This window comes from Chryseobacterium sp. 27AL, assembly GCF_057815395.1.
The window spans coordinates 296,550-321,330 of sequence record NZ_JBYRIW010000001.1 but is presented as its reverse complement, the minus strand read 5'-3'; the positions used below and the strand labels follow the sequence as shown (position 1 = coordinate 321,330).

The following is a 24,781-nucleotide window of genomic DNA, read 5'->3' as shown; positions in this document are numbered from 1 at the left end:
TTGATAATTCAATGGAATTTGTAAATGTGAACCTTAGAATCAAAGAGATCAATGATCTAGCTTGTTTGACGATAAATAGATGATATATAATTTTCATTATTGATTATCTTTAATGACCATCATCAATAGATTACGTTCTGCCGGGATCAGGTCAAGGTCATATTTCTGAAGTTCTTTCCTGAGTGTCGGGATATCCTTGATGCCGGAGACTTCCAGGTCTATATTTCCTGTATAGCCGGTCTCATCGACAAAGATTTCTTTAATGGGAATTTCGCCGTTCAGCATATTGATCATATTCCTAAGCGGTGCGTTTCTGAGGATGGATGGTGTCCGTGGAAAGGAGGAACGTTTTTCTCCGCCTTTGCTCGCCAATTTATCCTTCTGACTTGTTCTCACCAAAACCAGGCATTGTACAGGTCTCTTTTCCAGTGTTACGGTGTAGCCGGAATAGCGGTTGATATCTTCCAGCATATATTGATAAAGCGCATCAGCCTTACTTTCAGGAATGATAAATTCATAATTGTAAAGGTTGGAGGTATCATTGGAACCGCCTGTCTTTTGATTAAGCATCAGCTTTTGGAGTTCTTTAACCTCAATAAGCATTCTTTTACCCGTAAAGGATTCATGAGACTGCTGTCTGAATAATTCAAAGCCAATGGCATAATACATATCCCAAAGAGGAAGGTTGGTGAATTGTCTTCCATTGATCGTTCCGGATGGTGTGGTCCGGAATGTTCCGCCGGAGCCAATGTCGGGAATGGGGCCTTTGGCAAAGAACGAATAATTGAGAAGCTGGATATTCTTCTGACGGTCATAATCCTTGGAAAGCATCAAGGGACGTTTTCTGTCCATCTGGATAATGGTTTGCAATGAAGATTGCTTTCCATCGAGGATCTCATTAATGGTCTCTTCGGTAAGCTGCGTGGCATCGGTTGTACTGAGTAGCCTTCCATCTTTGATCCAGATGATAAAGGGGACGCCGGCGTGCGGAAAAAGCGGATGGAAATAGGAATCGTTATAAACGGAGGTTAGTGTATTAAACTTCCTTCCGTTTTGGGACGCAAAGAATTTATCCAGTTCCGGCTTATCCTGGTTGCTTACCGGGAGTATCCTGATCCTGTTGCCAAACTTTTGCTGCAAAGCAGTGATCTTGGGAAGATTCATCAGGCAGGCACTGCACCAGGTATTCCAGAAGTCTATTAGAATTAATTTGCTTTTATCCTCTGAAAGATTTAACGTTTTCTGCGAGTGGTTGACCACTGAAAAGGTGTTGTCCAGAAATTGGCAGGAAGAGGTTCTCCGACTTCAATAGGCTTATTCTGGGCAAAGAATGCGGTGGCTGCCACAAGGGTAAAAACAAGGGATAGGATTCCCCTGCAAAAGATATTTTTCATACTTTTGAATAGGTTTTTAATAATTATTAATCACTGATTATGCTCTTTCCGTTTGGTCGCCAAACTCTTGCGGAAAGAGCTTTCTTAATATTGGGATGCTTTCTATGTACTGTTTTCCATTCTCTGATTTTTACTTTTAATGGTTATTGATTCTTTTGGATTCTTCTTTCGAGGATAAGGTGTGCCGCATCCATCATTTTAATAAGATGGATGTAGGGTGCAAAAATTTTGCTCTCTGCTGCGTGAGCATAAATACCTATTGAGAAATAGACTGCCACTGCGATGTAGTAGTCGAAATCCCTGATGCTGTATTCTGCAAAAGCATTTTGAAATACCAGGGTTGGATTACGGTATTCCTCATCCGAAAGAGAAGCCTGAATTAACGGAGAATTGTTTACCGGATTAGAATTCATTTCCCAAGTCCGTTCTTTCAGTCTGATTGCATAGCACGCCCGCACAAAAGACCGCAAGGCCTGATGAAAATGGAAGATTGCTGAAGAGTCTTCATTGATCGCATTTTTCTTTTTCCCGGCATAGATCATAATGTTATTGAGCATCTGTTTGGCGGCAACGAGGTTGTTAAAATGGAAGAAGGATTCAATAAGTTTTATCCTGGAATGTTTCCTGCTGCCGGACCAAAATCGGGCATCAAAATCTATTCTTTTATTTTTCAATCGTTTTTGTTTGGTTTAATGACCGCATAGGAGGAAACCTTGGAAGTTTTTCTTACAAAGCTCCCAGCCCATACAAGCCTAAATTAATATGAATGAAATTGTGTCCCATGAAAGCTGTAAAGCCGCAATGGTTGCGCTGCCATTGTATCTGTCCTAATCTGATACTGTATTTTGTAAAAGCAGCTTAGAGAATTGTAGAGATAGCGGACTGCATAGTAAATAAAACGGCGTGGAACTCTACAATATCCGCTATTGAGGCACTGGTATACCTTACACACAGATAAAGAGAGCCCACGCCTAGGTCGTGAGCTTTCTGCTTATCTTCTCGTGTGTTTAAAAATTACCAGTTTTCAATAGCGAGATTCTAAGCAATAGCTTCTAATATTCGTTGAAGTATCGCAAAGTTACGTTTCAGTAACTTATTTTACAAATATAATAAAAAATCGAATACAACAACATATATGTGTTGATGAAAAACTTTTTAAAACACAAAATTTACTAAATGTATATATGGGAGATAGAAGAACTAAAATTTCAAATTGGAAAACTATTCCAATTTAATAGGCTGAAAAATAAACTTTCACAGCTACAGGTAAGCAATGAACTTAACTTATCAAGCAATCACGTGGGTAGAATTGAAAGAGCAGAAACAAATCCGACGTTAGAAATTGTGGTTAAATTCTGCAATTTTTTTGAGATTGATATCTTACATTTATTTACTAAGCTCAATGAAAAAGAATTAAATGACTTGAATATGGAAATTGAACGTCTCCAAAAAGAATTTAAAAATCATAATATAAGAAAATCCTGACTAATGTTGGGATTTTTCATTTTACGGAAAACCGTAATGATATAATATAAAACCTCTTTATATTTACTTTACTAATCAAAAATTATTTATTATGAGCGACGATTTAAGTAAAAGAAGACCACAAGATGCAAGTAAAGTGAATGTAAACGAAACTTGGGAATTAGAATACTGGTCAAAAAAGTTTGGTGTTACCAAAGAGAAGTTAAACGAAGCAGTTAAAGCTGTTGGTACTTCTGCCGCAGCAGTTCAAAAGTATCTTGAGAAATAATGTGAGTTTTTAATTTAATCAATAAATCCTGACGAGAGTTGGGATTTGTTTTGTACGAAGAATTTATAATTATTTATCAGGGCTCTTAATAATTAAATATATGTATAGTTTGAAGGATAAGTAATTAACAATTTCATAAAACTATTAAGTCTCTTGTAATTTAAATTGATAATTAGTTAAATGATTACAACTAATGGATTAAATATAATATCACAGAATCTTAATAAAAAAGGATAATGATAATTCATACATAATCTAATTTTTTATATTTTTATAAAAACTAATAAATGAAGACATTTCTAAATCAAATAACATGCGATTTTATTCTTAAAATAAATTACAATTAATATTTTATATTTTAAAAAGCAGATAAATCATAATGACAATATGATTTATATATTCATTTTACAATAATTATATGGAAATTAAATTTTTAAAAGCCGGGTCAGGAGACAGTATACTCATTCATAATGAAGGGAAAAATATCTTGATAGACGGAGGCAATGACAGTACATTTTTAATTGATGAATATTATAAGGTAATTAAAAGAGAGGAAAAAATTAATTTATTAATTGTTACGCATCATGATGATGACCATATAAAAGGGATTCTAGATCTATTTAAGCATATTGAAGCAAAAAATGAAAGTCCTGAAATTGAAACAATAATATTTAATTCTCCAAAAAAGATAAATAATTTGTTAAAAGAAGAAATTTCATCAAACTTATTATCATACAAGCAAGCACATGACCTCGAGAATGTCTTATTTAAAAACAGAGAAATTAATTGGATTACTACGTTAGATGGTAATGTAAATGAACTATTTAAAGATACCTTTGGAGAAATGAGCTTAAAAATATTTTCTCCAAGTAAAGAAGTACTTCTTACTTATGCTTCGAATAAAGGTGCTTATTTGAATAGCGATTATAGATGTGACTGGAATACTCCTATAAAAGAATTGGTAAAGTATATTGATGATAAAAGTCAAGATACGTCTCCAAGTAATAAAACAAGCATTGTAGTTTATCTAACCATAAAAAACAAAAAAATACTTCTAACAGCAGATGTAACGCCCGAAAGATTAGACAAAATAGTAGATATTATCAGAGAAGATAAGGATAAAGCAGATTTTGATTTGATAAAATTACCTCATCACGGAAGTTATAGAAGCTTAAACTCTAAAACTTTGGAGAAAATAAATTGTAGGAATTATGTTGTTTCAACAAATAGCTCTAAGCATTATCTTCCTAACAAAAGAGCTTTTATAAAGATTGTACAAAGTCTTAAATTAGCTGAGCCTATAGAATTTTTATTTAACTATGAGGAGGCTATTCATAAGTTAAAAATGACAGATAAAGAAATGATAGAGTATAAAATTAAGTTAAAACCAAATACAGATCGTTGGGGTTATGGCATTACCATCTGAGAATTTAAAAAAATGTGCGGTTAAACTAACTGCTAATATTGCTGGTGTACCGTCAATTGGTTCGGGTATAATTTATCAAACTCCAAGTGATTATAACTACAATTACATTTTTACAGCAAAACATATCCTTTCTGAAGATTCTAATACAGATTTTGACCTCTCAAAAGTACAAGATATTAAAATTGAATATTATGAAAAAGTTTTCAAACAACTAACATATTATAAAGGTAAAGCATTAAAATTAAACGAAAACTTAATTATTTTCGAAAAAGAAGACCTGATAATCATTAAAATTGAAAAAATTAAGGGATTAAGCTTTCCTTCAATTCTTGTTGCAGATATTTTAAAAGATGATGAGCTAGATTTTTCTAGTTGGTCCATTTTTAAAGCAAATGAAGATACTCTTAATCCTTTTAGTTTTAGACGTTCTGATCCAGAGCATAGAAGAGTTGAATTAGCAAGCCCTGTTACTAAAGACTTTTTACACGGTTTCTCAGGGAGTGGAATATTTATACACAATAAAAATATCCTATTTGGAATTATATCAAAATATCCTAATGAAAACTTTGAAAATTCTACAATTGAATGCTCTAATATATCTTTTGAAAAAATAAACATCAAGCTTAAAAATCTTAATCTTGTCACTTTAGATAATGAAGCCAGCTTCCTTAAAAGAGAAATAGAGGGTAGAATTGTAGAAATATATCAAGCCCCGATTAACAATTCTTATTTAGATTTAAATCTTGCTTTGAAAAGAATAAAATCAGATATAATAGATGACTGGTTTTATGATTCTTTACAATATATAGATCTTTTAACTCCAGACTATCTATTTGCACAATTTGGTAAATATTTCTACAACAATAATTATAAAGCTTGTGAAGCAGAAAAGTTTTATGTTCCTAAGAACAATTTTACACTTAGAGAAGCTTATATATTGCCTCTAATTGATAGAATTGTATATATGAGCATTGTTGGGGAATTAGCAGAGGTAATAGACGATTCATTAATACCGAATGTTTATGCATCAAGATTTAATAAGCATGACACCAATAAATTATTAATAAATGGGGTTGAGCAATGGATTAAATTGAAGTATAAATTATCTGAAGAATTAAATATTAAAATTAATTCTGAATATAAATACAGCTGTATATTACATGTAGATATCTTAAATTACTTTGATAATATTGACAAAAAGCTCTTAATTGAAAAGCTTAAAAGAGTGGCTATTAATGAAAATCAAATTAATTGTATAGAACTACTATATAAATTCCTTTTTCAATACTCAGAAAAAAGTAATGGTATTCCTCAAAACAATGATGCTTCGGCATTATTAGCTACCTTTTATTTAAATCAAGTTGATACTTTTATGCAGAATCATACTCTAGGGTATTTTAGATTCGTAGATGATATAAAAATCTTATGCAGAGATAAATATGAGGCTCGAAAGTATTTGATAATTTTAGAACAAGAATTGAAAAGGTGTCATTTATCGGTCAATTCTCAAAAAACTAAAATAATTGAACTAATTGAGCACCAAACTGAAATAAAATCTGATACTCCAGAAGAAAATATTAGGGAAAATCATCACAAAATATTTAATCTTAAACTAGCTAAAATTAAAACTTTCTCAAAATCATATAATTATCAAAATAGAAATCTTGCATTTCATTCCGCTGTGAATCTATTAAATGAAAATATTAACATTGATGGAAATGAAAATGATGAACAAGCTAAAAATCTAAGGTTTGCCTTAACAATAATAGAAGATCTTGGAAAATCTAAAATCCATTTTTTAACTAATGAATTAGAGAACGACGGTAATGTACAAACTTTAGTAAAATTAGAACCTCACGCTTTAACAACTAAATCAGATTTTCATCTAGTTTTGAAAAAAGCGGTTAAATCATTAAAAGATAAGCCTTGGATAACCCATCAAGTTTGTAAAATTTTATCTTTAGTAGATGAAAATGAATTTAAAATAAACTTTCTTGACGAGCTAAAAGGAGTTATAATGAATGATAAATTTAATTTATATTCATATCAACAGTTTCAAATTTGGTTGTTGTTCGCTAAACAAAAAATAATTGAGAGTGACTTAATTCAATTAGCAAGTCAAAAAATTGAAATAAATGATAAAACACAAAAGGCCACTACTGCTGCTATGATATTATATTTGAGTACTGTAGATAAGAATTTTAAAAGAATATTATTAAGAAAACTAAAAGAAAAATTTACAGATGGTTATTTTCAAAATAGAGCTGCTTTAATAGCTTTGAGGTCATTTAATCTAATTGAACCTCCTTTGGACTCAATACATGAAAGTTTGACGGAATCATTCACTTTTACTAATAAATTTGGACACAAGGATTTAGTACACTATCATGATATAGAAATTTCTGAAAGTAATTCAGATTTAACCGAACAATTATTCTCAATATGAAGCAATACATAGTTTGTTATAGTGGTAATAAATGGTATTTTTTGAATCTTGAAGATGGGAGCTTTACAGAAGATACTTTTGTCAGCCCTCGAAACAAATACATAACATTCCAAGTCTCTGATTTTATTAGACTACTTAAATCAAAAAAGAGAACATCAGTTCCTGAGATTATAGATTTTGAGTCTTTGGATAAACAATTTTCTCAAACAGGTAAAGATATTTTAGGCGAAAGTAAATGGCATATATTAAAAACATTACGTAGATATGAAGTAATTAATGAAAATTATAAGATAGAAAGCATTGAAGATTTTATGCTAAAACTTAATATTCTGTATGAAAAAATCATTTCAAATTCTAATGACGAACTCGAGAGATTTAATGAACTAGAAAAAAAAGTAAATAAAATCATCTATGAGACCGAATTACGTGGCATAAAGATAAATTTCCAATTAGTTGAAGATAGGTGTGAAGAGCTTAATAGATATATGTATAAATTAAAAAATACTTTTCAATTTGAACATAATATTTTCACTCCTGAAGAAAAGGAAACTCAATTTAATTACATAACAAGTAAAAATTATAAAATACTGAATTCTGTTAGTAATACCATAAGTTTACTTAGAAAAGATGATGAAGTATGTGATTTATTTTATGAATTGATCAGAACAAAGAAAGATCTTAAGAGTTTAATTTTTATGATTTCCCAATTTGGAGGAAGAGATTATGCTCATCCATATTTCATTGGATTTGGAAGTATAACCTCTAGAATTATTTTAAAAGAACCATCCTTACAAAATTTAAGAAAGAAAAATAGAGATATTATAGTCCCAGAAACAGATAAGGAGCTATTATATATAGATTATTCACAGTTTGAAGCAGGAATTCTAGCTCATGTATCTAATGATCAAAAGCTTATATCACTCTACAATACAGGTGATATTTATTCTGATATTGTATTAAAAGTTATGAATAAAGACACCAAAGATCATAAAAATAGAAAAGAAGCAAAAATATTGTTTTATAGATACCTTTATGGAGATGATTTTAGTGGCGATAAAACAGGAATAGGAAAAAAAACAGTTAAGTATTTTGAACAGTTTACATCTCTGACAAAATTTAAAAATGAACTTATTACAAAAAGTAAAAATGAGGGCGTTGTAACATCTTTTGTTCACGGCAACCATAGAAAACTAATTGATCAAAATGAGAATATTTGGATACTAAGTCACTATATCCAATCTACTGCATCTTATATTTTTAAAAAAGCATTAGTAGATGTATATGAAAAAGTTAAAGGGGTTAAACTACTAATTCCCCTTCATGATGGAGCATTATATGAAATTGATAAAAACCAAGATCAAATAATCCGAGATGAAATAAATAAATGTTTTACCAACAACTTTCAACTAGTTTGTAAAAGTCTAAATGCTAAAGCAGAAATCAAAAATTTTTATTCTGAGAATTAATCAAATAATTTAGGACTTAAAGTAAAAGAATTCTTAGACTTTATAATTTATAAACCTTAATATTTTCTATTTTATTTATTATGCTAGTTTTTGCTGAATAAAATAGCTTTTATTATATTTAGTTTTTAATATTAAACTATGCCACGAATACACTTTTTAAACGTTTTAGAAGGAGACTGTAATATTATTCAACATGATAATGGACATGTAACTGTCATGGATGTTTCCAATGCTGCAAATGATCAATGGACCATTCAAGAACAAAGGGTCAGGAATTCAACTGAACGTCAGGAGATGGAAGCTAGAAACTTTGTTCCGGACGGAAAAATAAATTTCCGTCAAAAACATTCTCCCGATAATCCTATAGAGTACTTAAAAAAATATGGTATAAAAGATATTTTCCGATTTATCATTTCACATCCGGATATGGACCATTTAGACGGAATAAGAGATTTGTATCAAGATTTTAACGTCACAAATACTTGGGATACAAATAATAATAAAGAGCTTGATGGCGGCACTGGTGGAAAATACAATAGTGAAGATTGGGATTTTTATATGGATTTAAGAAATGGAAAATACAACAACACAAAGAGATTAGCTTTATATTCTGGGAACTCTGGGGACTATTACAGTGGTGACCATTTACATATACTTTCTCCAACGCCGCAGTTGGTCGCAGAGGCTAATGCCAATAATGACTTTAATGAACTATCATATGCCATTCTTTATACACCACCGAAGCAGAATGGTGGTTTTTGGAAGATTCTTTTTGCAGGCGATGGATGTGATAAAACTTGGGCGCACATTCTTAGCAATCACAGGCAGCTGGTTTCAAATATAGATGTACTTTTGGCTCCCCATCATGGAAGAGGAAGTAATAGGGATTTTAGCTTTTTAACAACCCTAAATCCAAGATTGACACTGATGGGAAATGCCAGCTCCACGCATCTCGCTTATAGTAATTATCCCGAGATCAGAATTACCAATAATCAGGCAGGATATGTAATTCTTGATATTACGACAGAAAGAATCAATGTCTATGTAAAAAACAAAGAGTTTGCCGATGTTTTTAGAAATAATCCTAAGCGAAATTTAGGCAATTCATTACATAATGCAGCTTTTGACGCCTATTATTTAGGATATTTCGATTAAAACATAAAAACAACTTTATTTATCCTTTTAGTGTTCAGATTATAGCACCAGCATTGCCGATGTTTAACACATCAATTTTAAATACTGCGATTCTTGATTATTTCTGGGCAATATAATCTTACCTGCACCTCTGTTATACTTTCAGCATATGACATTAAGTCTTTCGCAAGCTCTCTGTTGATGGGAGTGAGATTTGTCCCTACACTTCTAATATTATTTAGCCTTTCAGGCGAAATACTGTCGGCTTTTATTGTTTTATAGCTACATCTTATTTCAAGGTGTTCTATAATTTTATTTTTATAATCTTTTGGTTTCTCAATCCAATCTTCATCCATTTCATGGTATTGGCACAATGTCTTAGGAATATTACCTGCAACCATGTTATTATAAAAACCGGGGATACAGGAATGTAAATCCCATCCGATAGACTGGAAACTCACAGCTATATCACTTCCTGTATACAGATTCTGGATCATCTGGAAATGTTTAATCCTTACCATGAATAGATCAACCGTTCTAAGCAAAAGGGTAAATGTGTTGTTATACAACTTTGCAAATGGTAACTTATTTCCAGCATCACTTATGATTACCACATCGCATTTGTAAGAACTATTTTTCTGGGTTAATTTATGTGCACCTTGGTTATCATAGACCCCACCGTCAACTAGTCTTGGATCCACCGTTCCATACTGCTCGGGATTTTGATAAAATTTTTTGTCTATGCTTATCGGTGTGAATGCGAACGGGACGCATGAAGAGGCAATCACCGCTCTGGAAACAGGAAAATTCCTTCCGTCAAAAAGTACTGGATTATTTTGGTGAGCGTACAGGCTGTCTTCCATTTTTCTTTTTGAAAATGTAAATGGTCTTTGGGTCTGCAAGTTTGTAGAACCTATTGCCAATTCCGGCTTTTCACACAACTGCGAAAGTACCTTCCCCGAGTAAAAAAATTCGTCATAAGCTTTTTCTATAATTTCACTGACCGGAAAAAGTTTAAACTGAAATTTAATCAACAGATAAAAAAACAAAATTATGATAGGTATAGACAAGATAGCGAAATGAGTGAACTGAAGAGACAGGGCAAAGCCCACAAAAGCAAGCGCTAATATTACAAGTCTTATAAACTTCCAAGAACTTAGTACATAGCCGATAACACTCTTGTTTGTTAGGGCATTAAACATTTTTTCCTCAAAACTTTTAAAATCACCTTCGTGCAAACAATAAGCCGCACCAGTAATTGAACCACCCGATATGGTTGAGAGTTTTTCAACATTATCAAGTACTCCTAAATAGTGGAGTTTTTTTAATGTCCCGAGATGATAAACAGCAGCACGGTAGCCTCCTCCTGATAAGGCAACTCCTATTTTTTTAGTAGAGGTCATTAGTATTTAAATATCTTAAAATGTAAATATAATAAAATTTAGAATCTGTATCTACAAAGTATATTTCGATGAAACTATATTCTTTTATTTATTCGACTATACAAAAAAAATTATAGTTCAACATTTGTTAGCTATCAACTATTAGATACTCGCTCATCGTGAATACGTAAAACTACTGCACATTAATGCTAATGTTATCTTTTAAAATCAAATACATTCTTTAAAACCGCCATATCATCACTCACTTTCTTATCCAGAATCTTCGCATAATGCTGAGTCGTTTTAATATTTGTATGCCCAAGCATTTTACTTACACTTTCAATCGGAACACCATTGGACAACGTAACAGTAGTAGCAAACGTATGCCTTGCGATATGGAAAGTCAATTCTTTATTAATCCCACTGACATTAGCAATTTCTTTCAGATAAGAATTCATTTTCTGATTACTGAGAACAGGAAACAGAACATCTGAATTGACACATTGCGGATGATTCTCATATTTTAAAACCAGTTCCTGAGCTAAAGGTAGTAGCGGAACTCTAGTTGAGGTATCTGTCTTTTGACGATGGGTGAAAATCCATTGGTCACCATCAACGCCGATATTAATGTTAGATTTAGACAATTGCTTGACATCCACGTAAGCCAGTCCTGTATAGCAACTGAAAAGAAAAATGTCGCGAACCTGGTTCAATCGATCTGATGCAAATTTCTTTTCATAGATCATCTGAATTTCTTCTTTGGTAAGGTAAGGACGTTCCACAGCCTTTATTTTTGCTTTATAGCCGAGAAAAGGATCTTTCGTGATCCATCCGTGCGCTATGCATAATCGGATGATCTTTTTGAAATTCTTGAGATATTTAACAGCGGTATTGTTTCCACATTTACGCACAACTGCGCAGCCAGAAATCATAATCGCTTACAAAACCGTGATCAATTTGCGTGATATCGATATCAGATACTTTGTATTTCCAACTAATGAATTCCTGGGTATGCTTTAAAGATGTTTTATAACGCTCCAATGTTCCTGGGGCAAAATCCTGACCGACCAAGGCTTCCACTTTGTCATTATGCTCCTGAAAGATAGGAATGAGCATTCTTTTCTCAATATCTGTTCCAAGCAGTTTAGATTTTAAACTCATTGCTGTCACATCATTCTCCTCTTTCAACATCTGGTAGTGGTAATCGTAAACTTTTTGTTCCAAAGTTTTAAGATAGAGATTCAGTGTTTTAGCTTCCTGAGTATTTCCTAATGCCTTGTGTGCTTTAACATCCCATTTCTGGGGGTCAATATACCTTTTAGCAGCAATGTCCGCTATCTTGCCATCTATAGTGATTCTTAAATAGATCGGTGCGGTTCCGTTGGTTCTGATTTTATTCTTTTTGATAAAGAATAGCAGGTTGAATGTTTTGTTCATTGTGTGATAACTTTAATAGTTTAATAATTTACTTTTTGTTACCACTTTTTGCAAGATGTACAATTGTTAGACTGCCTATTGGTCGGGCTTTCCTTGATTTTTCGTGACCTATTTTTGTGATTTTTTGAATGGGACACGAAATAGGACATATAAATCGTGACCTATTTTGATTTTTTTTGATACTGCGTTAAAACAAAAAACGCTGTAAACATTGATGTTTACAGCGTTTTAGCTTATTTTGGTTTCTAACCTGGCGGAGAGTGAGGGATTCGAACCCCCGGACCTGTTACAGTCAACAGTTTTCAAGACTGCCGCAATCGACCACTCTGCCAACTCTCCAGAAACTCCGATGATATCGTCGTTTTCAGTGGTGCAAATATAGAATGTTTTTGTGTACTGCCAAAATATTTAAGAAAGAAATTTTAACAAAAATTAATAATCTACTATAAATCAGATAAATTATTTTTTTTATTTCGGGTTACAAACATTTTACATAAGCTTTAAACATACAGCAAAAAAAACGCACTTCGAAAAGTGCGTTAAAAATTTTATTTAAAATTGAATTATTAATGTAATTCAGCAAGATATTTTTCGGCATCCATCGCTGCCATACATCCGCTTCCGGCAGCTGTGATAGCCTGTCTGTAAATATGATCCTGAACATCACCTGCCGCAAAAACTCCCGGAAGATTGGTTCTTGCAGAGCCTTTCTCAGTGAGAATATAGCCATTTTCATCAAGATCAATCTGCCCAACAAAAATATCCGTGTTAGGCTTGTGACCAATAGCAATAAAAATTCCGTCTACATCAATTGTAGAGGTTTCATTAGTCTGGTTATTAATTACTACAGCTCTTTCCACCAAACTATTTTCACCTTCAATGGCTATCAGTTCGTGATGAAATTTCACTTCAATATTGGGCGTATTTTGTACCCTGTGAATCATTGCTTTAGATGCTCTAAATACATCTTTTCTTACCAGCATGGTGACTTTTTTGCACAGCTTGGCAAGATAAGTAGCTTCTTCCGCTGCCGTATCCCCTGCTCCTACTACCACTACGTCTTTTCCCTTGTAGAAAAAACCGTCGCAGGTAGCACAAGCTGATACTCCTCCGCCTGCATATTTCTTTTCATCGTCAAGGCCTAAATATTTTGCTGTAGCACCCGTGGAAATAATTACTGTTCTTGCAAAAATTTCTTTATTGCCGGCATATAATTTATGAATTCCACCAACTTCTTTGGAAAATTCAACCTTTGTGATCATTTCGTAATGCACTTTTGTGTCGAATCTTTCTGCCTGCTTTTGCAAATCCATCATCATTTCAGGACCTGTAATTCCCGCCGGATACCCCGGAAAGTTATCAACTTCCGTAGTTGTAGTAAGTTGACCACCCGGTTCCAGACCTGTATACAGTTCAGGTTTCAAATCTGCTCTTGCTGCATAAATTGCTGCTGTAAAGCCAGAAGGCCCGGATCCAACGATCACACAATCTAAAATGTTTTGCTCCATAATTGCTCTCAAAAAGATGTTAAAATTTACGTCCGCTAAGTTCGTAATTTTTAAGTTTTATTTAAAGTTATTTTAATGATACTTGTCAATATTTAATATGTGAATGATCAATTGTCAATGGTCAATTGTGAATTTCTGACTTTGAAATTGATGAGCAAAGCGAATTGACAATTGACTATTTACTTTTTTCACACTTTCATCTTGATTTTATCGACATTGATAATCTTGTAAACCAGTTCTTTAATGAGTTCCGCTTCACTCATATTTACAGCACCTAATCCTTTCCCCTTCATATCAAATTCACGAAGAATTGATATTACTCTCGTTGCATGCTTTAAAGGATAAAGCCTTGCCGATTCAGCATAATCTTTAATAAAGTAAGGATTCACCCCCATCTGTGCGGCAATGACCTGTGGCGACTGACCAGCCATTGTGTTGTAAATAATGACGTTGGAAAAATAATTATATAAACTTGCCAACATCATCACAAACGGATTGTTTTTTGGATTTTTACCCATGAAATGGGCAATTTTAAAAGCGGCATTGGCATTTTTAGTTCCTAATGCTTTCTGCAATTCAAAAACATTATACTCCTTGCTGATCCCGATATGATCTTCCACTATTTTTCCGTCGAGAGCTTCACCCGGCTTAAGGATGATCTTCAGTTTGTTCAGTTCATTGGCAATCCTGGAAAGGTCGTTTCCGAGATATTCTGCGAGCAAATGGGAAATATTTGGTGCGGTTTTGATGTTTAATTTTATACATTCATCAGCAATCCATTTTGGAAGATTGTTTTCTTTTACGGATTCGCTCAGAAACAAAGCATTTGCCTTATCAAGGGCTTTTGTCGCTTTTTTACGGCTATCAAGCTTTTTATGTTTATGGGCAAAAACAAGTACTGTAGAAGGTACGGGATTTGTCACATAGGCTTCGAGAATTCTGTTTTCTTCTTCATTTAGTTTTAAATCCTGTGCTTCCTTAACAATAATCACCTGCTTGTCTCCCATCATCGGAAACTGCCTTGCCAGCGAAAGAACTTCCTGATAAGAAGTATCTTTTCCGTAGACTACCGTCTGATTGAATGCTTTTTCATCTTCATTCAAAAAATCGTGCTCGAGTGCTTTTACAGCAAGATCAATAAAGTAAGGTTCTTCTCCATGAAAAAAATAAATCGGTAAAACTTCTTTATTTTTAATATTTTTGAGGATTAAATCTAATTCTTTCATCTTATAAATGGAACTTCCAAAACTGAATTTTCAGGAAACTTTTGATTTTAAATTCAAGAAAGACAAAGATAAGTTTTTTATTTATGATTTGGTTCGTAAAACTTACCTTTTGCTTACTCCTGAAGAATGGGTGCGCCAACACTGGATTCATTATTATCTTACTGTAAAAGCTTATTCTGCTTCTGCTTTAATCACTGAAAAAAAAATCGTTTTGAATGGTTTGACTAAGAGAATTGATCTCCTTATTACTGAAAAAACAGAACCTATCATCTTGATTGAATGTAAAGCTCCGCAAATTAAATTGACTGAAAAAACGTTTGAACAAACGGCAAGATATAACTCCATCGTTGGAGCGAAAGAAATTATTTTAACGAATGGTTTACAGCATATTAATGCGTATTATGAAAATGAGCAATATCAGTTTTATAAACGGGATTGATGGAGGGAATAGGCTAAGCTTGAGGTTAAGGCTGAGGCAAAGTTGAGGTTCAGCTAAATAGTGATACGGGAATATTTTACTTTTATGGTGTAAGTTATTTTGTTAATTTAGATTGTTGAGTTGATATCGTTTATTATGAATGGCAAAAAGTAATGTATTGCAGACTTCCTAGCCCCGATTGAGCGGCATGTTTGAGCTCTTTCCTGGTTTCGGCGGGCTCCGCCCGCCGAAACCAGGAAAAGCGAGTAGCGAAAGCGGGAAATTGCTCCTTTAAAAAATAAATAAGCAAATACAATTCGACGAAATCAAAAAGCTTCAATTAAATATATATTGCTTTTCGATGTGATCAAATAGCTCCAAAAAATAAAATACATTCAAAAGAGTCAAAAATTTTTAAAACTTAAATTACAAAATATGATACGTACAATTTTACTTGCAGGAATTCTGATGACTTCGGGAAGATTTTTGGGTCAGAATTTAAAACCTGTTGCTTATGAGGATGGTTCGCAGAAACTGAATGGCCTGGTGACTTCCAATGCCGGAAAAAAATTACCGGGAGTGCTGATTCTTCCCGCCTGGAAAGGAATTGATGATGAAGCAAAAACGGCAGCGAAAGAACTTGAAAAACAAGGTTATATTGCATTTGTTGCAGACATTTACGGAGAGGGAAATATTCCTACTGATAATGCAAGTGCTGCAAAAACAGCAGGCTTCTATAAAAAAGATTATGAAGCCTATCAGAAAAGAATATCGCTGGCCTTGGAACAGTTGAAGAAAAACGGAGGAATCCCGGATAAAATTGCAGTAATCGGATATTGTTTTGGTGGAACAGGAGCGTTAGAATCTGCGAGAGGAAGCCTTCCTGTGGTGGGTGTGGTTTCTATTCACGGAAGTATTGGAAAAGATCAGTCAAGGAAAAACGGACCGATTTCTACTAAAATTCTAGTTGAAAATCCTGCTGATGACCAGGGTGTAACACCTGAAGATTACAATAATCTGGTTAAAGAGATGAATGAAGGAAATGCGGATTGGCAAATCATCACATACGCCCATTCAAAACACACTTTCACGGATCCGAAGTCACCGGATTATAATCTTGTAATGGCAAAAAGAGCTTGGAATCATACATTGATGTTCTTGAAAGAAATTCTGAAATAGGTTAAAATGTAACATTGTAACAATTACTTAATTATTATTGTTACAATGTTACATTTTATATTACAAATTAATTTTGTTGTTCAAGTTGAACAGTATATTCTTTTGGTGAATATTTGGTAAGAGATCCTGTTGCAGCATCAATTCCGACACCAATAGCTCCTCCTAATAGGATATTGACCAATGTAACAGGGTTAAATTTCTTCGTAAGTTTAACCTCTTTACTATTAAATCCTTCTTTTTCGAAAGTTACCATTTGTTTACTCAAAGATCTGGGAATTTCAGCTGTGCAAGGAGTGATACATTTTTCAATTCCTTTGTGCATTACTTTAGCGCCTTCCGGAGTTGAATTAAATGTTATTTTATCTTTTGTTCCCGTAATGATGGTTGCACATGAAGTCAAAGAAAGTGTAACCCCCATTAAAAGGGCTGCTGACAGCTTGTTTTTCATAGTTAGTTTTCTATTTCCTGTTTAAATTTGCGCAAACTTACGAATAATTCGCCAATATTCAAGAAATAATATATTGCCAGCATATTACATTTTAATCCACCCCTTCTTCTTCCCTATGCACCGACTCCATGGAAAATGCGGGAAGGCAGATGGAAATATATTCACATTCTTGCTGAAACGGATTGCTGTAGCGGATTCTTGCCCCTTTCTCAATTAAGATACTCTGTCCTTTTTCCAGAACGACCGTTTCACCGTCTATTTCGAACTGCTTTTTTCCTGAAATAATGAGAGTAAACTCATCAAATTCGGGAGTCTGATACGGCTCGCTCCAACCTGCAGGTGCGATCATGTGTGCGATCGAAATATCGGAATTTCCTGTGGAGTTTCCCCAGTGTTCTTCAATCAGCTTTCCGTCTGTCGTTGGGACAATAAATGGTGATTGTTGGATTTTAAATTTTTTCATAACCAGTTTTCTTTTTTGATTTGGTATAAGATGTTTATTTTGGAAGGTTCTCCGAAATATGCAATTTCAAATTCACCCTTATTTTCTGCATTCAACCGTTCCATAGCTGTGCGGGAGCGGATATTGTCTTTTCCGACATGGAAATAAATAATATCTACGAATTGAAATATATAATCCATCATCAGCTTCTTGATCTGCGGATTGATTCCTTTTCCCCACGATTCTGTTCCATAAAAGGTGTAGCCTATAAAAATACTGTTTTCCTTTTCATTATAGTCGTAAAAACGAGTGCTTCCCAATGTTCTGCCTGTAGATTTTTCAACAACTTTAAAAGCGCCGGCACTTTCCATGGCACCTTTAAAAAAGATCTCAAACACTTCTTTTTGGTACCGGTCTTTATTAGGATGCTGTTTCCAGACTTCGGGATTGGAGGCGACTTCATATAAAGACTCAAAATCCCCTTGCTGTAAGGGGATTAGTTGATATTGCTGATTTTCTAATATGGTCTGAATCGAGAAATTCATTTCGTATCGCCTAGCTCTTTGTTTTAGCAGCGTCAGCTTCTATTTTTTTGATTTCCTTTAATTTATCTGCAATCTTCGTTACTGCATCGGGACTTGATGGTTTCAAAGCCACTTCAGCCTGAGCCATATCCCATTTCAATACAAGATTTGCAGAATTTTCACCTGTCGGGTTAAGCGTAATTTCAAACCACTCCTGTTTGTCTGCAAGTTTATTTACCGGAACAGTTACATCTACCACGTCCTGTTTAGGGTCATAAGTATAAGCTCCCCACTGCTGGAAATCTTTATTTAAGATCACTTTCCATTCTTTTTCAGTAGGAACGATAAACAAACCGTATGTTCCGGCCTGAACGATTTTTCCGCCGAAATTTACCGACTGTCCGAAAGTAATTTTCGTGGATGAGTTGGCTCCTGCTCTCCAAACCTGACCATAAGGAACAAGTTCTCCGAAGATTTTGCGCCCCTTAACACCTGGTCTTCCATAGTCAATTGTGATTTTAGACATGGAAAACTGCTGCTCCACTTTCTGACGCGGACTGACCGCCGGTACTGAATAATCCTGTGCAAAACTTAATGCTGATGCTGATATGCAAAGTGCAACTATTATCTTTTTCACTTTTTAAAAAATTTTGTCTAAAAATACGAAATCAAAAAAGAAAAGTCTTCTGAAAATTTGATAATTTATATATAATTTTTTTTAAAAAAAGCTTATAAATTTCTTTATGAGTCTTAAGTTAAAATTAATATCCATATATAGCCGAGACTTTTAAACCCATATTATTGGGATAATCGTACTGTAAATAAATGGTTGAGGGTAGATTATTATTCTGGTAATCATAATGAACATTCACAGTTTCAGTTAAAGATTCTACCCCATTATTTATCGTATATTTCAATTTCTTGATTACATTATTTTTAGAGATCTGTGAATAATCCTGAAGTTCAAAAACATTGAAAGAATATTCTGGTAACGCTAAAATTCTGTTTTCATTAATTAGAAAATTAGGATTCATTTTCTGATCATATTCGTATTTTATGACACCAACCTGAACAGCAGGAATTGTATTAGCCCATTGCTCAACTCTTGTAACATTCCCATTATTTAAATAAATGATAAACCTTTGGGACCATGTAATTGTACCGTCGAATGAACTCTGGAAATAATTTTTTGCAATAATAATATCCGCAGAAGGATATTCGAAAGTTGTATATTTATAGTTGCCAGTACCTTCTATAACTTCAGATTTTATTATTCTCTGATTAGTATCATAAGACAGATTTCTCTTTACCATGAAAAATAAGTGATCAGACAATTGTGGGTAGGAATAACCAGTAATACTTATATTGGTCAGAAGATTATTTGTATAGGTCAGATTTTCCGTATAATTGTTATTCAGATCCCAGACTTTTACTAAGTTATTCTGATCGTATTCAAATTTAAAATCCAGCTTCTCATACAATGTTGTGTTTCCATTTTGAATTTCTTCATCTTTTATAGTAAGCGTCTGAATTTTTGTGTTTAAAACATTTAAATTGTTATTCTCCGATTCATCTGAGCTTCCGCAAGAAAGAAGAACGAAAAACGAAACTCCTAATACATATTTTTTCATATATAATTATTAAGGCGTAAAAATATCATTTTGTTTTAAATAAGTACAAATTGTAATTACAAAAATGATTTGAAAAAGAAATATACAGAGGTAATCAAATCATTATTATTTAAGTTTCCGGTAAGTTTGTTTCTGTTTTTAAACAAAAAACCCCGCAAGAAAACTTACGAGGTTTAAAAAATATTTTAACCCGAAAATTACATCGTCTCCATTTTGAAGCTCATGCTTTCAATAACTTTCAGGATGGCTTCAACCGTATCCATGGATGTTAAACAAGGAACACCGTTTTCCACACTCATTCTTCTGATCTGGAAACCATCTCTTTCTGACTGTTTTCCTTTCGTCATGGTATTGACAACATATTGAACTTTTCCTTTTTGAATAAGGTCGATGAGATTTACACTTTCTTCTCCGATTTTATATCCGATTTTGCAAGGAATCCCTTTTTCTTCGAAGAATTTTGCTGTTCCTTCCGTTGCCCAGATTCTGAAACCAACTTCATGGAATCTCGCCGCCAGATCAGCCGCTTCCTGCTTGTGCTTATCCGCTACCGTGAATAAGATCGAGCCATGCATCGGAACTTTTCTTCCTGCTGCAACCAATCCTTTGTAAAGCGCTTTCTCCAATGTTGTATCTTTACCCATAACCTCTCCTGTAGACTTCATTTCAGGGCCTAAAGAAATGTCAACTTTCGTTAGTTTTGAGAAAGAGAATACCGGAACTTTTACGAAAACACCCTCTTTATTCGGAATCAATCCGCTTTCGTAGCCTAAATCTTTCAGCTTCTGACCTAAAATTGCTTTTGTAGCCAAATTCGCCATCGGAACTTCCGTAATTTTAGATAAGAAAGGAACTGTTCTTGAAGAACGTGGATTTACCTCGATTACATAAACATTTCCTTCAAAAAGAACGTACTGGATGTTCATTAACCCGATCACGTTTAATCCTTTTGCCAATCTCTTCGTATAATCCACTAAAGTTTCGATTTCTTTTTGTGAAATATTCTGTGGAGGATATACTGCAATGGAGTCTCCGGAGTGAACCCCAGCCCTTTCGATGTGCTCCATAATTCCCGGAATAATTACTGTTTCTCCATCACAGATCGCGTCGATTTCAACCTCTTTTCCAACCATGTATTTGTCAACCAAAACCGGGTGTTCAGGACTTGCTTCTACCGCATTTTCCATGTAGTGCGCCAGTTCTGTTTCTGTGTATACAATTTCCATGGCTCTACCTCCTAACACGTAACTCGGACGAACCAATACCGGATAACCAATTTCGTTGGCAATTTTTATTGCTTCTTCTTTTGAAGTGGAAGTCTTTCCTAAAGGCTGAGGAATCTGCATTTCCTGAAGCGCTTTTTCAAACTTATCTCTATTTTCGGCTCTGTCAAGATCTTCAAGAGATGTTCCTAAGATCTGAACTCCATGAGAAGCCAATTTATCTGCTAAGTTGATGGCTGTCTGACCTCCAAACTGTACCACAACACCTTTTGGCTTTTCCAATTCGATGATGTTCATTACATCTTCTTCCGTCAAAGGCTCGAAGTATAATTTATCTGAAATGGAGAAATCTGTAGAAACCGTTTCAGGATTGTTGTTGATGATGATTGCTTCGTAGCCCATTTCTTTGATCGCCCAAACTGAATGAACCGTTGCGTAATCAAATTCAACACCCTGCCCGATTCTGATCGGTCCTGAACCAAGAACAATGATTTTTTCTTTATCCGAAACTACACTTTCGTTTTCTTCTTCGTATGTTCCGTAGAAATATGGCGTTTCAGATTCGAATTCTGCGGCACAGGTATCAACCATTTTGTAAACCGGCATTATTCCGTTTTCTTTTCTGAAATTGAAAACTTCTCTTTGTGTAACATCCCAAAGCACAGCAATGTTTAAATCTGCAAAACCCAGTTTTTTAGCTTCTAAAAGAATTTCTTTGTTGAATTTATTTTCAGCAATCGTTTTTTCGAAGTCAATTAATTTTTTGATTTTCCAGATGAAGAATTTGTCGATTTTGCTCCATTCTACGATCTGCTCCCAGTCGTAACCTCTTCTTAATGCATCACCGATGATGAACAATCTTTCGTCATCACAAACTCTGATTCTCCTTTCGATTTCTTCGGCTGTTAAAGCTGCAGCCTGTTTCGTTTTTAAGCCGATATGTCTGATTCCGGTTTCCAAAGAACGGATCGCTTTTTGTAAAGACTCTTCGAAGTTTCTTCCAATAGCCATCACTTCACCCGTCGCTTTCATCTGGGTTGATAATCTTCTGTCTGCTGTTTCGAATTTATCGAATGGGAATCTTGGGAATTTAGTAACTACATAATCCAAGGCCGGTTCGAAACAAGCGTATGTTTTCCCTGTAACCGGATTCATGATTTCGTCAAGCGTTAAACCTACCGCAATTTTTGCAGCGATTTTTGCAATCGGATAACCTGTTGCCTTTGATGCTAGAGCTGATGAACGGGAAACCCTTGGATTCACCTCAATGATATAATAGTTGAATGAATGTGGGTCTAATGCCAACTGTACGTTACATCCGCCTTCGATTCCTAAAGCTCTGATGATTTTCAGTGAGGCATTTCTCAACAACTGATATTCTCTGTCAGAAAGTGTCTGAGAAGGCGCCACAACGATTGAATCTCCTGTGTGAACTCCAACCGGATCTATATTTTCCATGTTACAAACCACAATTGCGTTGTCGTTTGCATCACGCATTACTTCATATTCAATTTCTTTGAAACCTGCGATTGATTTTTCAATAAGACATTGCGTAACAGGACTATGTTTTAATCCTAATTCAGCAATTTCCTTTAACTCAACCTCGTTGGAAGCGATACCACCTCCTGTTCCACCCATGGTGAAGGCTGGACGAACAATTACAGGGTACCCGATATTATCAGCAAAATTCAATGCTCCTTCTACCGTGTTTACGATATCCGATTCAGGAACCGGCTCATTTAATTCTCTCATTAATTCACGGAACAAATCTCTGTCTTCCGCTCTGTTGATCGCTGAAAGTTTTGTTCCCAATACCTCAACTTTGCACTCTTCAAGAATTCCTGATTTTTCCAATTCTACCGCCATGTTCAGACCAGTCTGTCCTCCCAAAGTCGGTAAAAGCGCATCCGGGCGTTCTTTTCTGATGATATGACTTACAAACTGAAGTGAAATCGGCTCGATGTATACTTTATCTGCGATTTCAACATCTGTCATAATCGTTGCAGGGTTTGAGTTGATCAAAATTACCTTGTAGCCTTCTTCTTTCAAAGACAGACAAGCCTGCGTCCCTGCGTAATCAAATTCTGCCGCCTGACCGATAATGATTGGACCTGAACCGATTACTAAAATTGTTTTTATGTCGTTTCTTTTCATTTTTAAATTTATCCTTTTGTTAGTGTTGAACCCTTCTGGGTTCTGATGATGGTTGTTTTACCATTTTCATGGGGTTCACCGTTTCCATAGGTTGCACCTACGGCTATTCATATTGAATCCTTCGGATTCGTTGAATTCTGATATTAATTTCAGCGACGAATTGCACGCAGCCCGACTTGAGCGGAAATCCTTTTTTGCCATCCTGCTTGTTCTACTTTAGCTGAAAAGTTCTGCAGAAAAGATTGGGAGTCCTTCGACTCGCTCAGGATAAACTACAGGCGGATTAAGCTGCCCAAATTAATCTTCTACTTTTTAAAATCCTCCATTAACTGGATAAAATCATCAAACAAATAATTCGCATCTTCCGGGCCCGGACTAGCTTCCGGGTGATACTGAACGGAGAAACAAGGATGAATTCTGTGTTTCAAGCCTTCATTAGTTCTGTCATTCAGCGCAATGTGCGTTTCAATTAAATCTGTATTTTTCAGACTTTCCTGATCTACAGCGTACCCGTGGTTCTGAGAAGTGATGGCGACTTTGTTTTTCTCTAAATCCAACACTGGGTGATTTCCTCCTCTGTGTCCGAATTTTAATTTGAATGTTTTTGCTCCACAAGCCAGACCGATTAATTGGTGTCCTAAACAGATTCCGAAAATCGGAACTTTTCCTAAAATACCTCTGATCATTTCCAGCGCCTGTTGGTTATCTTCCGGGTCACCAGGACCATTGGACAACATTACTCCATCAGGATCCATCAGTAAAATTTCTTCTGCCGTTACATCCTGAGAAACTACCGTGATATCGCAGTTTCTTTGAGATAATTCTCTGATGATTCCTAATTTGGAACCGAAATCCACCAATACCACTTTTAAACCTCTTCCCGGATTAGCATAAGGTGTTTTTGTAGAAACCTGCTCTACCTGGTTTGTAGGGAAGTTTGTTAATTTCAATTCTGCAACCACTGTGCTTTCATCGGCATCAGCGTTTACTATTTTTCCTTTCACAACCCCATGATTACGAAGAATTCTAGTCAGTCTTCTTGTATCAATTCCTGAAATTCCTGAAAGGTGTTTCTTTTTAAATAATTCATCTAACGTAATCTGAGTACGGAAATTGGATGGCAGATCACAAAGTTCTTTTACAATAAGACCTTTAATTGCCGGCTCAATACTCTCATAATCGTCTCTATTAATCCCATAGTTTCCGATAAGCGGATAGGTCATACACACAATCTGACCGCAATAAGACGGGTCGGAAATAAGTTCCTGATACCCTGTCATTCCGGTATTGAAAACCACTTCTCCTGCCGTTTCCAATTCTGCTCCGAAACCTTCTCCATGAAATACTTCACCGGACTCCAGTATTAATTTTTTCTTCATTTTAAACTTTTATCTCTTATTATTTATTCTTAATCTTTTTAAACCACCCCGTCAAAAATTCTTTGAATTTTTGCCACCCCTCCAGAGGAGGGGAATTCACTCGTGGCTATTAACAGATCGCCCCTTTGGGGCTCGGATTATTATTCCTTTTATTCCATGGGTTGCACCCACGGCTATTAATAGGTCGCCCTTACAGGGCTTGGACAATCTT

Annotated in this window: 23 protein-coding genes and 1 tRNA gene; 8 read left to right on the top strand and 16 right to left on the bottom strand. The window is 34.6% G+C overall.

Features of this window, described 5'->3' with window-relative positions; all coding sequences use genetic code 11:
- Positions 1-96: 96 nt before the first annotated feature.
- The 3 genes from AC3WV0_RS01445 to AC3WV0_RS01435 form a co-directional block, all read right to left on the bottom strand.
- Entirely contained in the window at positions 97-1,260 is a 1,164-nt protein-coding gene (locus AC3WV0_RS01445) for a TlpA family protein disulfide reductase (protein WP_488843311.1), read from the bottom strand.
- Positions 1,233-1,394, bottom strand: a complete 162-nt coding sequence (locus tag AC3WV0_RS01440; RefSeq protein WP_488843309.1) for a hypothetical protein — start codon at positions 1,392-1,394, stop codon at positions 1,233-1,235. Before AC3WV0_RS01440 ends, AC3WV0_RS01445 begins: the two co-directional genes overlap by 28 nt.
- A gap of 143 nt (positions 1,395-1,537) precedes the next feature.
- Positions 1,538-2,068 (bottom strand): hypothetical protein, encoded by a 531-nt coding sequence (locus AC3WV0_RS01435; protein ID WP_488843307.1) that lies wholly within the window; start codon positions 2,066-2,068, stop codon positions 1,538-1,540.
- Between the two features lie 502 nt (positions 2,069-2,570).
- On the opposite strand from AC3WV0_RS01435, the gene AC3WV0_RS01430 reads away from it, so the two are divergent.
- The 6 genes from AC3WV0_RS01430 (at position 2,571) to AC3WV0_RS01405 (ending at position 9,640) form a co-directional block, all read left to right on the top strand.
- Positions 2,571-2,879, top strand: a complete 309-nt coding sequence (locus AC3WV0_RS01430; RefSeq protein WP_415326957.1) for a helix-turn-helix domain-containing protein — start codon at positions 2,571-2,573, stop codon at positions 2,877-2,879.
- 91 nt (positions 2,880-2,970) lie between these two features.
- Complete coding sequence (locus AC3WV0_RS01425; protein ID WP_488843305.1) at positions 2,971-3,147, top strand: DUF3606 domain-containing protein; 177 nt, start codon at positions 2,971-2,973, stop codon at positions 3,145-3,147.
- A gap of 418 nt (positions 3,148-3,565) precedes the next feature.
- Positions 3,566-4,573, top strand: a complete 1,008-nt coding sequence (locus AC3WV0_RS01420) for a ComEC/Rec2 family competence protein (RefSeq protein ID WP_488843303.1) — start codon at positions 3,566-3,568, stop codon at positions 4,571-4,573.
- A complete protein-coding gene (locus tag AC3WV0_RS01415; RefSeq protein WP_488843301.1) occupies positions 4,557-7,019 on the top strand; it encodes an RNA-directed DNA polymerase in 2,463 nt (820 codons plus the stop codon). The genes AC3WV0_RS01420 and AC3WV0_RS01415 overlap by 17 nt, the downstream gene beginning before the upstream one ends.
- Positions 7,016-8,485 carry a DNA polymerase gene (locus tag AC3WV0_RS01410; RefSeq protein ID WP_488843299.1) on the top strand — a complete coding sequence of 490 codons (1,470 nt, stop codon included), beginning with the start codon at positions 7,016-7,018 and terminating at the stop codon, positions 8,483-8,485. The genes AC3WV0_RS01415 and AC3WV0_RS01410 overlap by 4 nt, the downstream gene beginning before the upstream one ends.
- A 138-nt stretch (positions 8,486-8,623) precedes the next feature.
- A complete protein-coding gene (locus AC3WV0_RS01405) occupies positions 8,624-9,640 on the top strand; it encodes a ComEC/Rec2 family competence protein (RefSeq protein ID WP_488843297.1) in 1,017 nt (338 codons plus the stop codon).
- Between the two features lie 77 nt (positions 9,641-9,717).
- Here the strand turns inward: AC3WV0_RS01405 and AC3WV0_RS01400 are convergent, their stop codons facing one another.
- From AC3WV0_RS01400 to holA, 6 genes are all read right to left on the bottom strand, one after another.
- The gene (locus AC3WV0_RS01400) at positions 9,718-11,022 is read right to left on the bottom strand and encodes a patatin-like phospholipase family protein (protein WP_488843295.1); all 1,305 of its coding nucleotides are present in this window, start codon (positions 11,020-11,022) and stop codon (positions 9,718-9,720) included.
- 194 nt (positions 11,023-11,216) lie between these two features.
- A complete protein-coding gene (locus AC3WV0_RS01395; protein ID WP_488843293.1) occupies positions 11,217-11,933 on the bottom strand; it encodes a site-specific integrase in 717 nt (238 codons plus the stop codon).
- A complete protein-coding gene (locus AC3WV0_RS01390) occupies positions 11,905-12,438 on the bottom strand; it encodes a phage integrase SAM-like domain-containing protein (RefSeq protein ID WP_488843291.1) in 534 nt (177 codons plus the stop codon). Before AC3WV0_RS01390 ends, AC3WV0_RS01395 begins: the two co-directional genes overlap by 29 nt.
- Positions 12,439-12,689: 251 nt before the next feature.
- Positions 12,690-12,777 (bottom strand) — tRNA-Ser (locus AC3WV0_RS01385).
- A gap of 227 nt (positions 12,778-13,004) precedes the next feature.
- Entirely contained in the window at positions 13,005-13,946 is a 942-nt protein-coding gene (gene trxB, locus AC3WV0_RS01380; RefSeq protein WP_488843289.1) for a thioredoxin-disulfide reductase, read from the bottom strand.
- A gap of 188 nt (positions 13,947-14,134) precedes the next feature.
- Complete coding sequence (gene holA, locus AC3WV0_RS01375; RefSeq protein WP_312899977.1) at positions 14,135-15,172, bottom strand: DNA polymerase III subunit delta; 1,038 nt, start codon at positions 15,170-15,172, stop codon at positions 14,135-14,137.
- A 7-nt stretch (positions 15,173-15,179) separates the two neighbouring features.
- On the opposite strand from holA, the gene AC3WV0_RS01370 reads away from it, so the two are divergent.
- Together AC3WV0_RS01370 and AC3WV0_RS01365 are read left to right on the top strand one after the other, a co-directional pair.
- Entirely contained in the window at positions 15,180-15,611 is a 432-nt protein-coding gene (locus AC3WV0_RS01370) for a type I restriction enzyme HsdR N-terminal domain-containing protein (protein ID WP_488843287.1), read from the top strand.
- Between the two features lie 414 nt (positions 15,612-16,025).
- Positions 16,026-16,769: a dienelactone hydrolase family protein gene (locus AC3WV0_RS01365; protein ID WP_488843285.1), complete on the top strand. Its 744-nt coding sequence runs from the start codon at positions 16,026-16,028 to the stop codon at positions 16,767-16,769.
- 67 nt (positions 16,770-16,836) lie between these two features.
- Here AC3WV0_RS01365 and AC3WV0_RS01360 read toward each other — a convergent pair whose 3' ends face one another.
- The 7 genes from AC3WV0_RS01360 to AC3WV0_RS01330 form a co-directional block, all read right to left on the bottom strand.
- The gene (locus AC3WV0_RS01360) at positions 16,837-17,217 is read right to left on the bottom strand and encodes a PEGA domain-containing protein (protein WP_488843283.1); all 381 of its coding nucleotides are present in this window, start codon (positions 17,215-17,217) and stop codon (positions 16,837-16,839) included.
- A 91-nt stretch (positions 17,218-17,308) separates the two neighbouring features.
- Positions 17,309-17,680 carry a cupin domain-containing protein gene (locus AC3WV0_RS01355; RefSeq protein WP_089998728.1) on the bottom strand — a complete coding sequence of 124 codons (372 nt, stop codon included), beginning with the start codon at positions 17,678-17,680 and terminating at the stop codon, positions 17,309-17,311.
- Positions 17,677-18,204, bottom strand: coding sequence for a GNAT family N-acetyltransferase (locus AC3WV0_RS01350; protein WP_312899975.1), 528 nt, complete (start codon positions 18,202-18,204; stop codon positions 17,677-17,679). The genes AC3WV0_RS01355 and AC3WV0_RS01350 overlap by 4 nt, the downstream gene beginning before the upstream one ends.
- A gap of 10 nt (positions 18,205-18,214) precedes the next feature.
- The gene (locus AC3WV0_RS01345; protein ID WP_089998725.1) at positions 18,215-18,820 is read right to left on the bottom strand and encodes a DUF2911 domain-containing protein; all 606 of its coding nucleotides are present in this window, start codon (positions 18,818-18,820) and stop codon (positions 18,215-18,217) included.
- Between the two features lie 124 nt (positions 18,821-18,944).
- Complete coding sequence (locus tag AC3WV0_RS01340; RefSeq protein WP_488843280.1) at positions 18,945-19,814, bottom strand: hypothetical protein; 870 nt, start codon at positions 19,812-19,814, stop codon at positions 18,945-18,947.
- Between the two features lie 197 nt (positions 19,815-20,011).
- The gene (gene carB, locus AC3WV0_RS01335; protein WP_488843278.1) at positions 20,012-23,191 is read right to left on the bottom strand and encodes a carbamoyl-phosphate synthase large subunit; all 3,180 of its coding nucleotides are present in this window, start codon (positions 23,189-23,191) and stop codon (positions 20,012-20,014) included.
- A gap of 305 nt (positions 23,192-23,496) precedes the next feature.
- Positions 23,497-24,570 (bottom strand): carbamoyl phosphate synthase small subunit, encoded by a 1,074-nt coding sequence (locus tag AC3WV0_RS01330; protein WP_488843276.1) that lies wholly within the window; start codon positions 24,568-24,570, stop codon positions 23,497-23,499.
- Between the last annotated feature and the right edge of the window lie 211 nt (positions 24,571-24,781).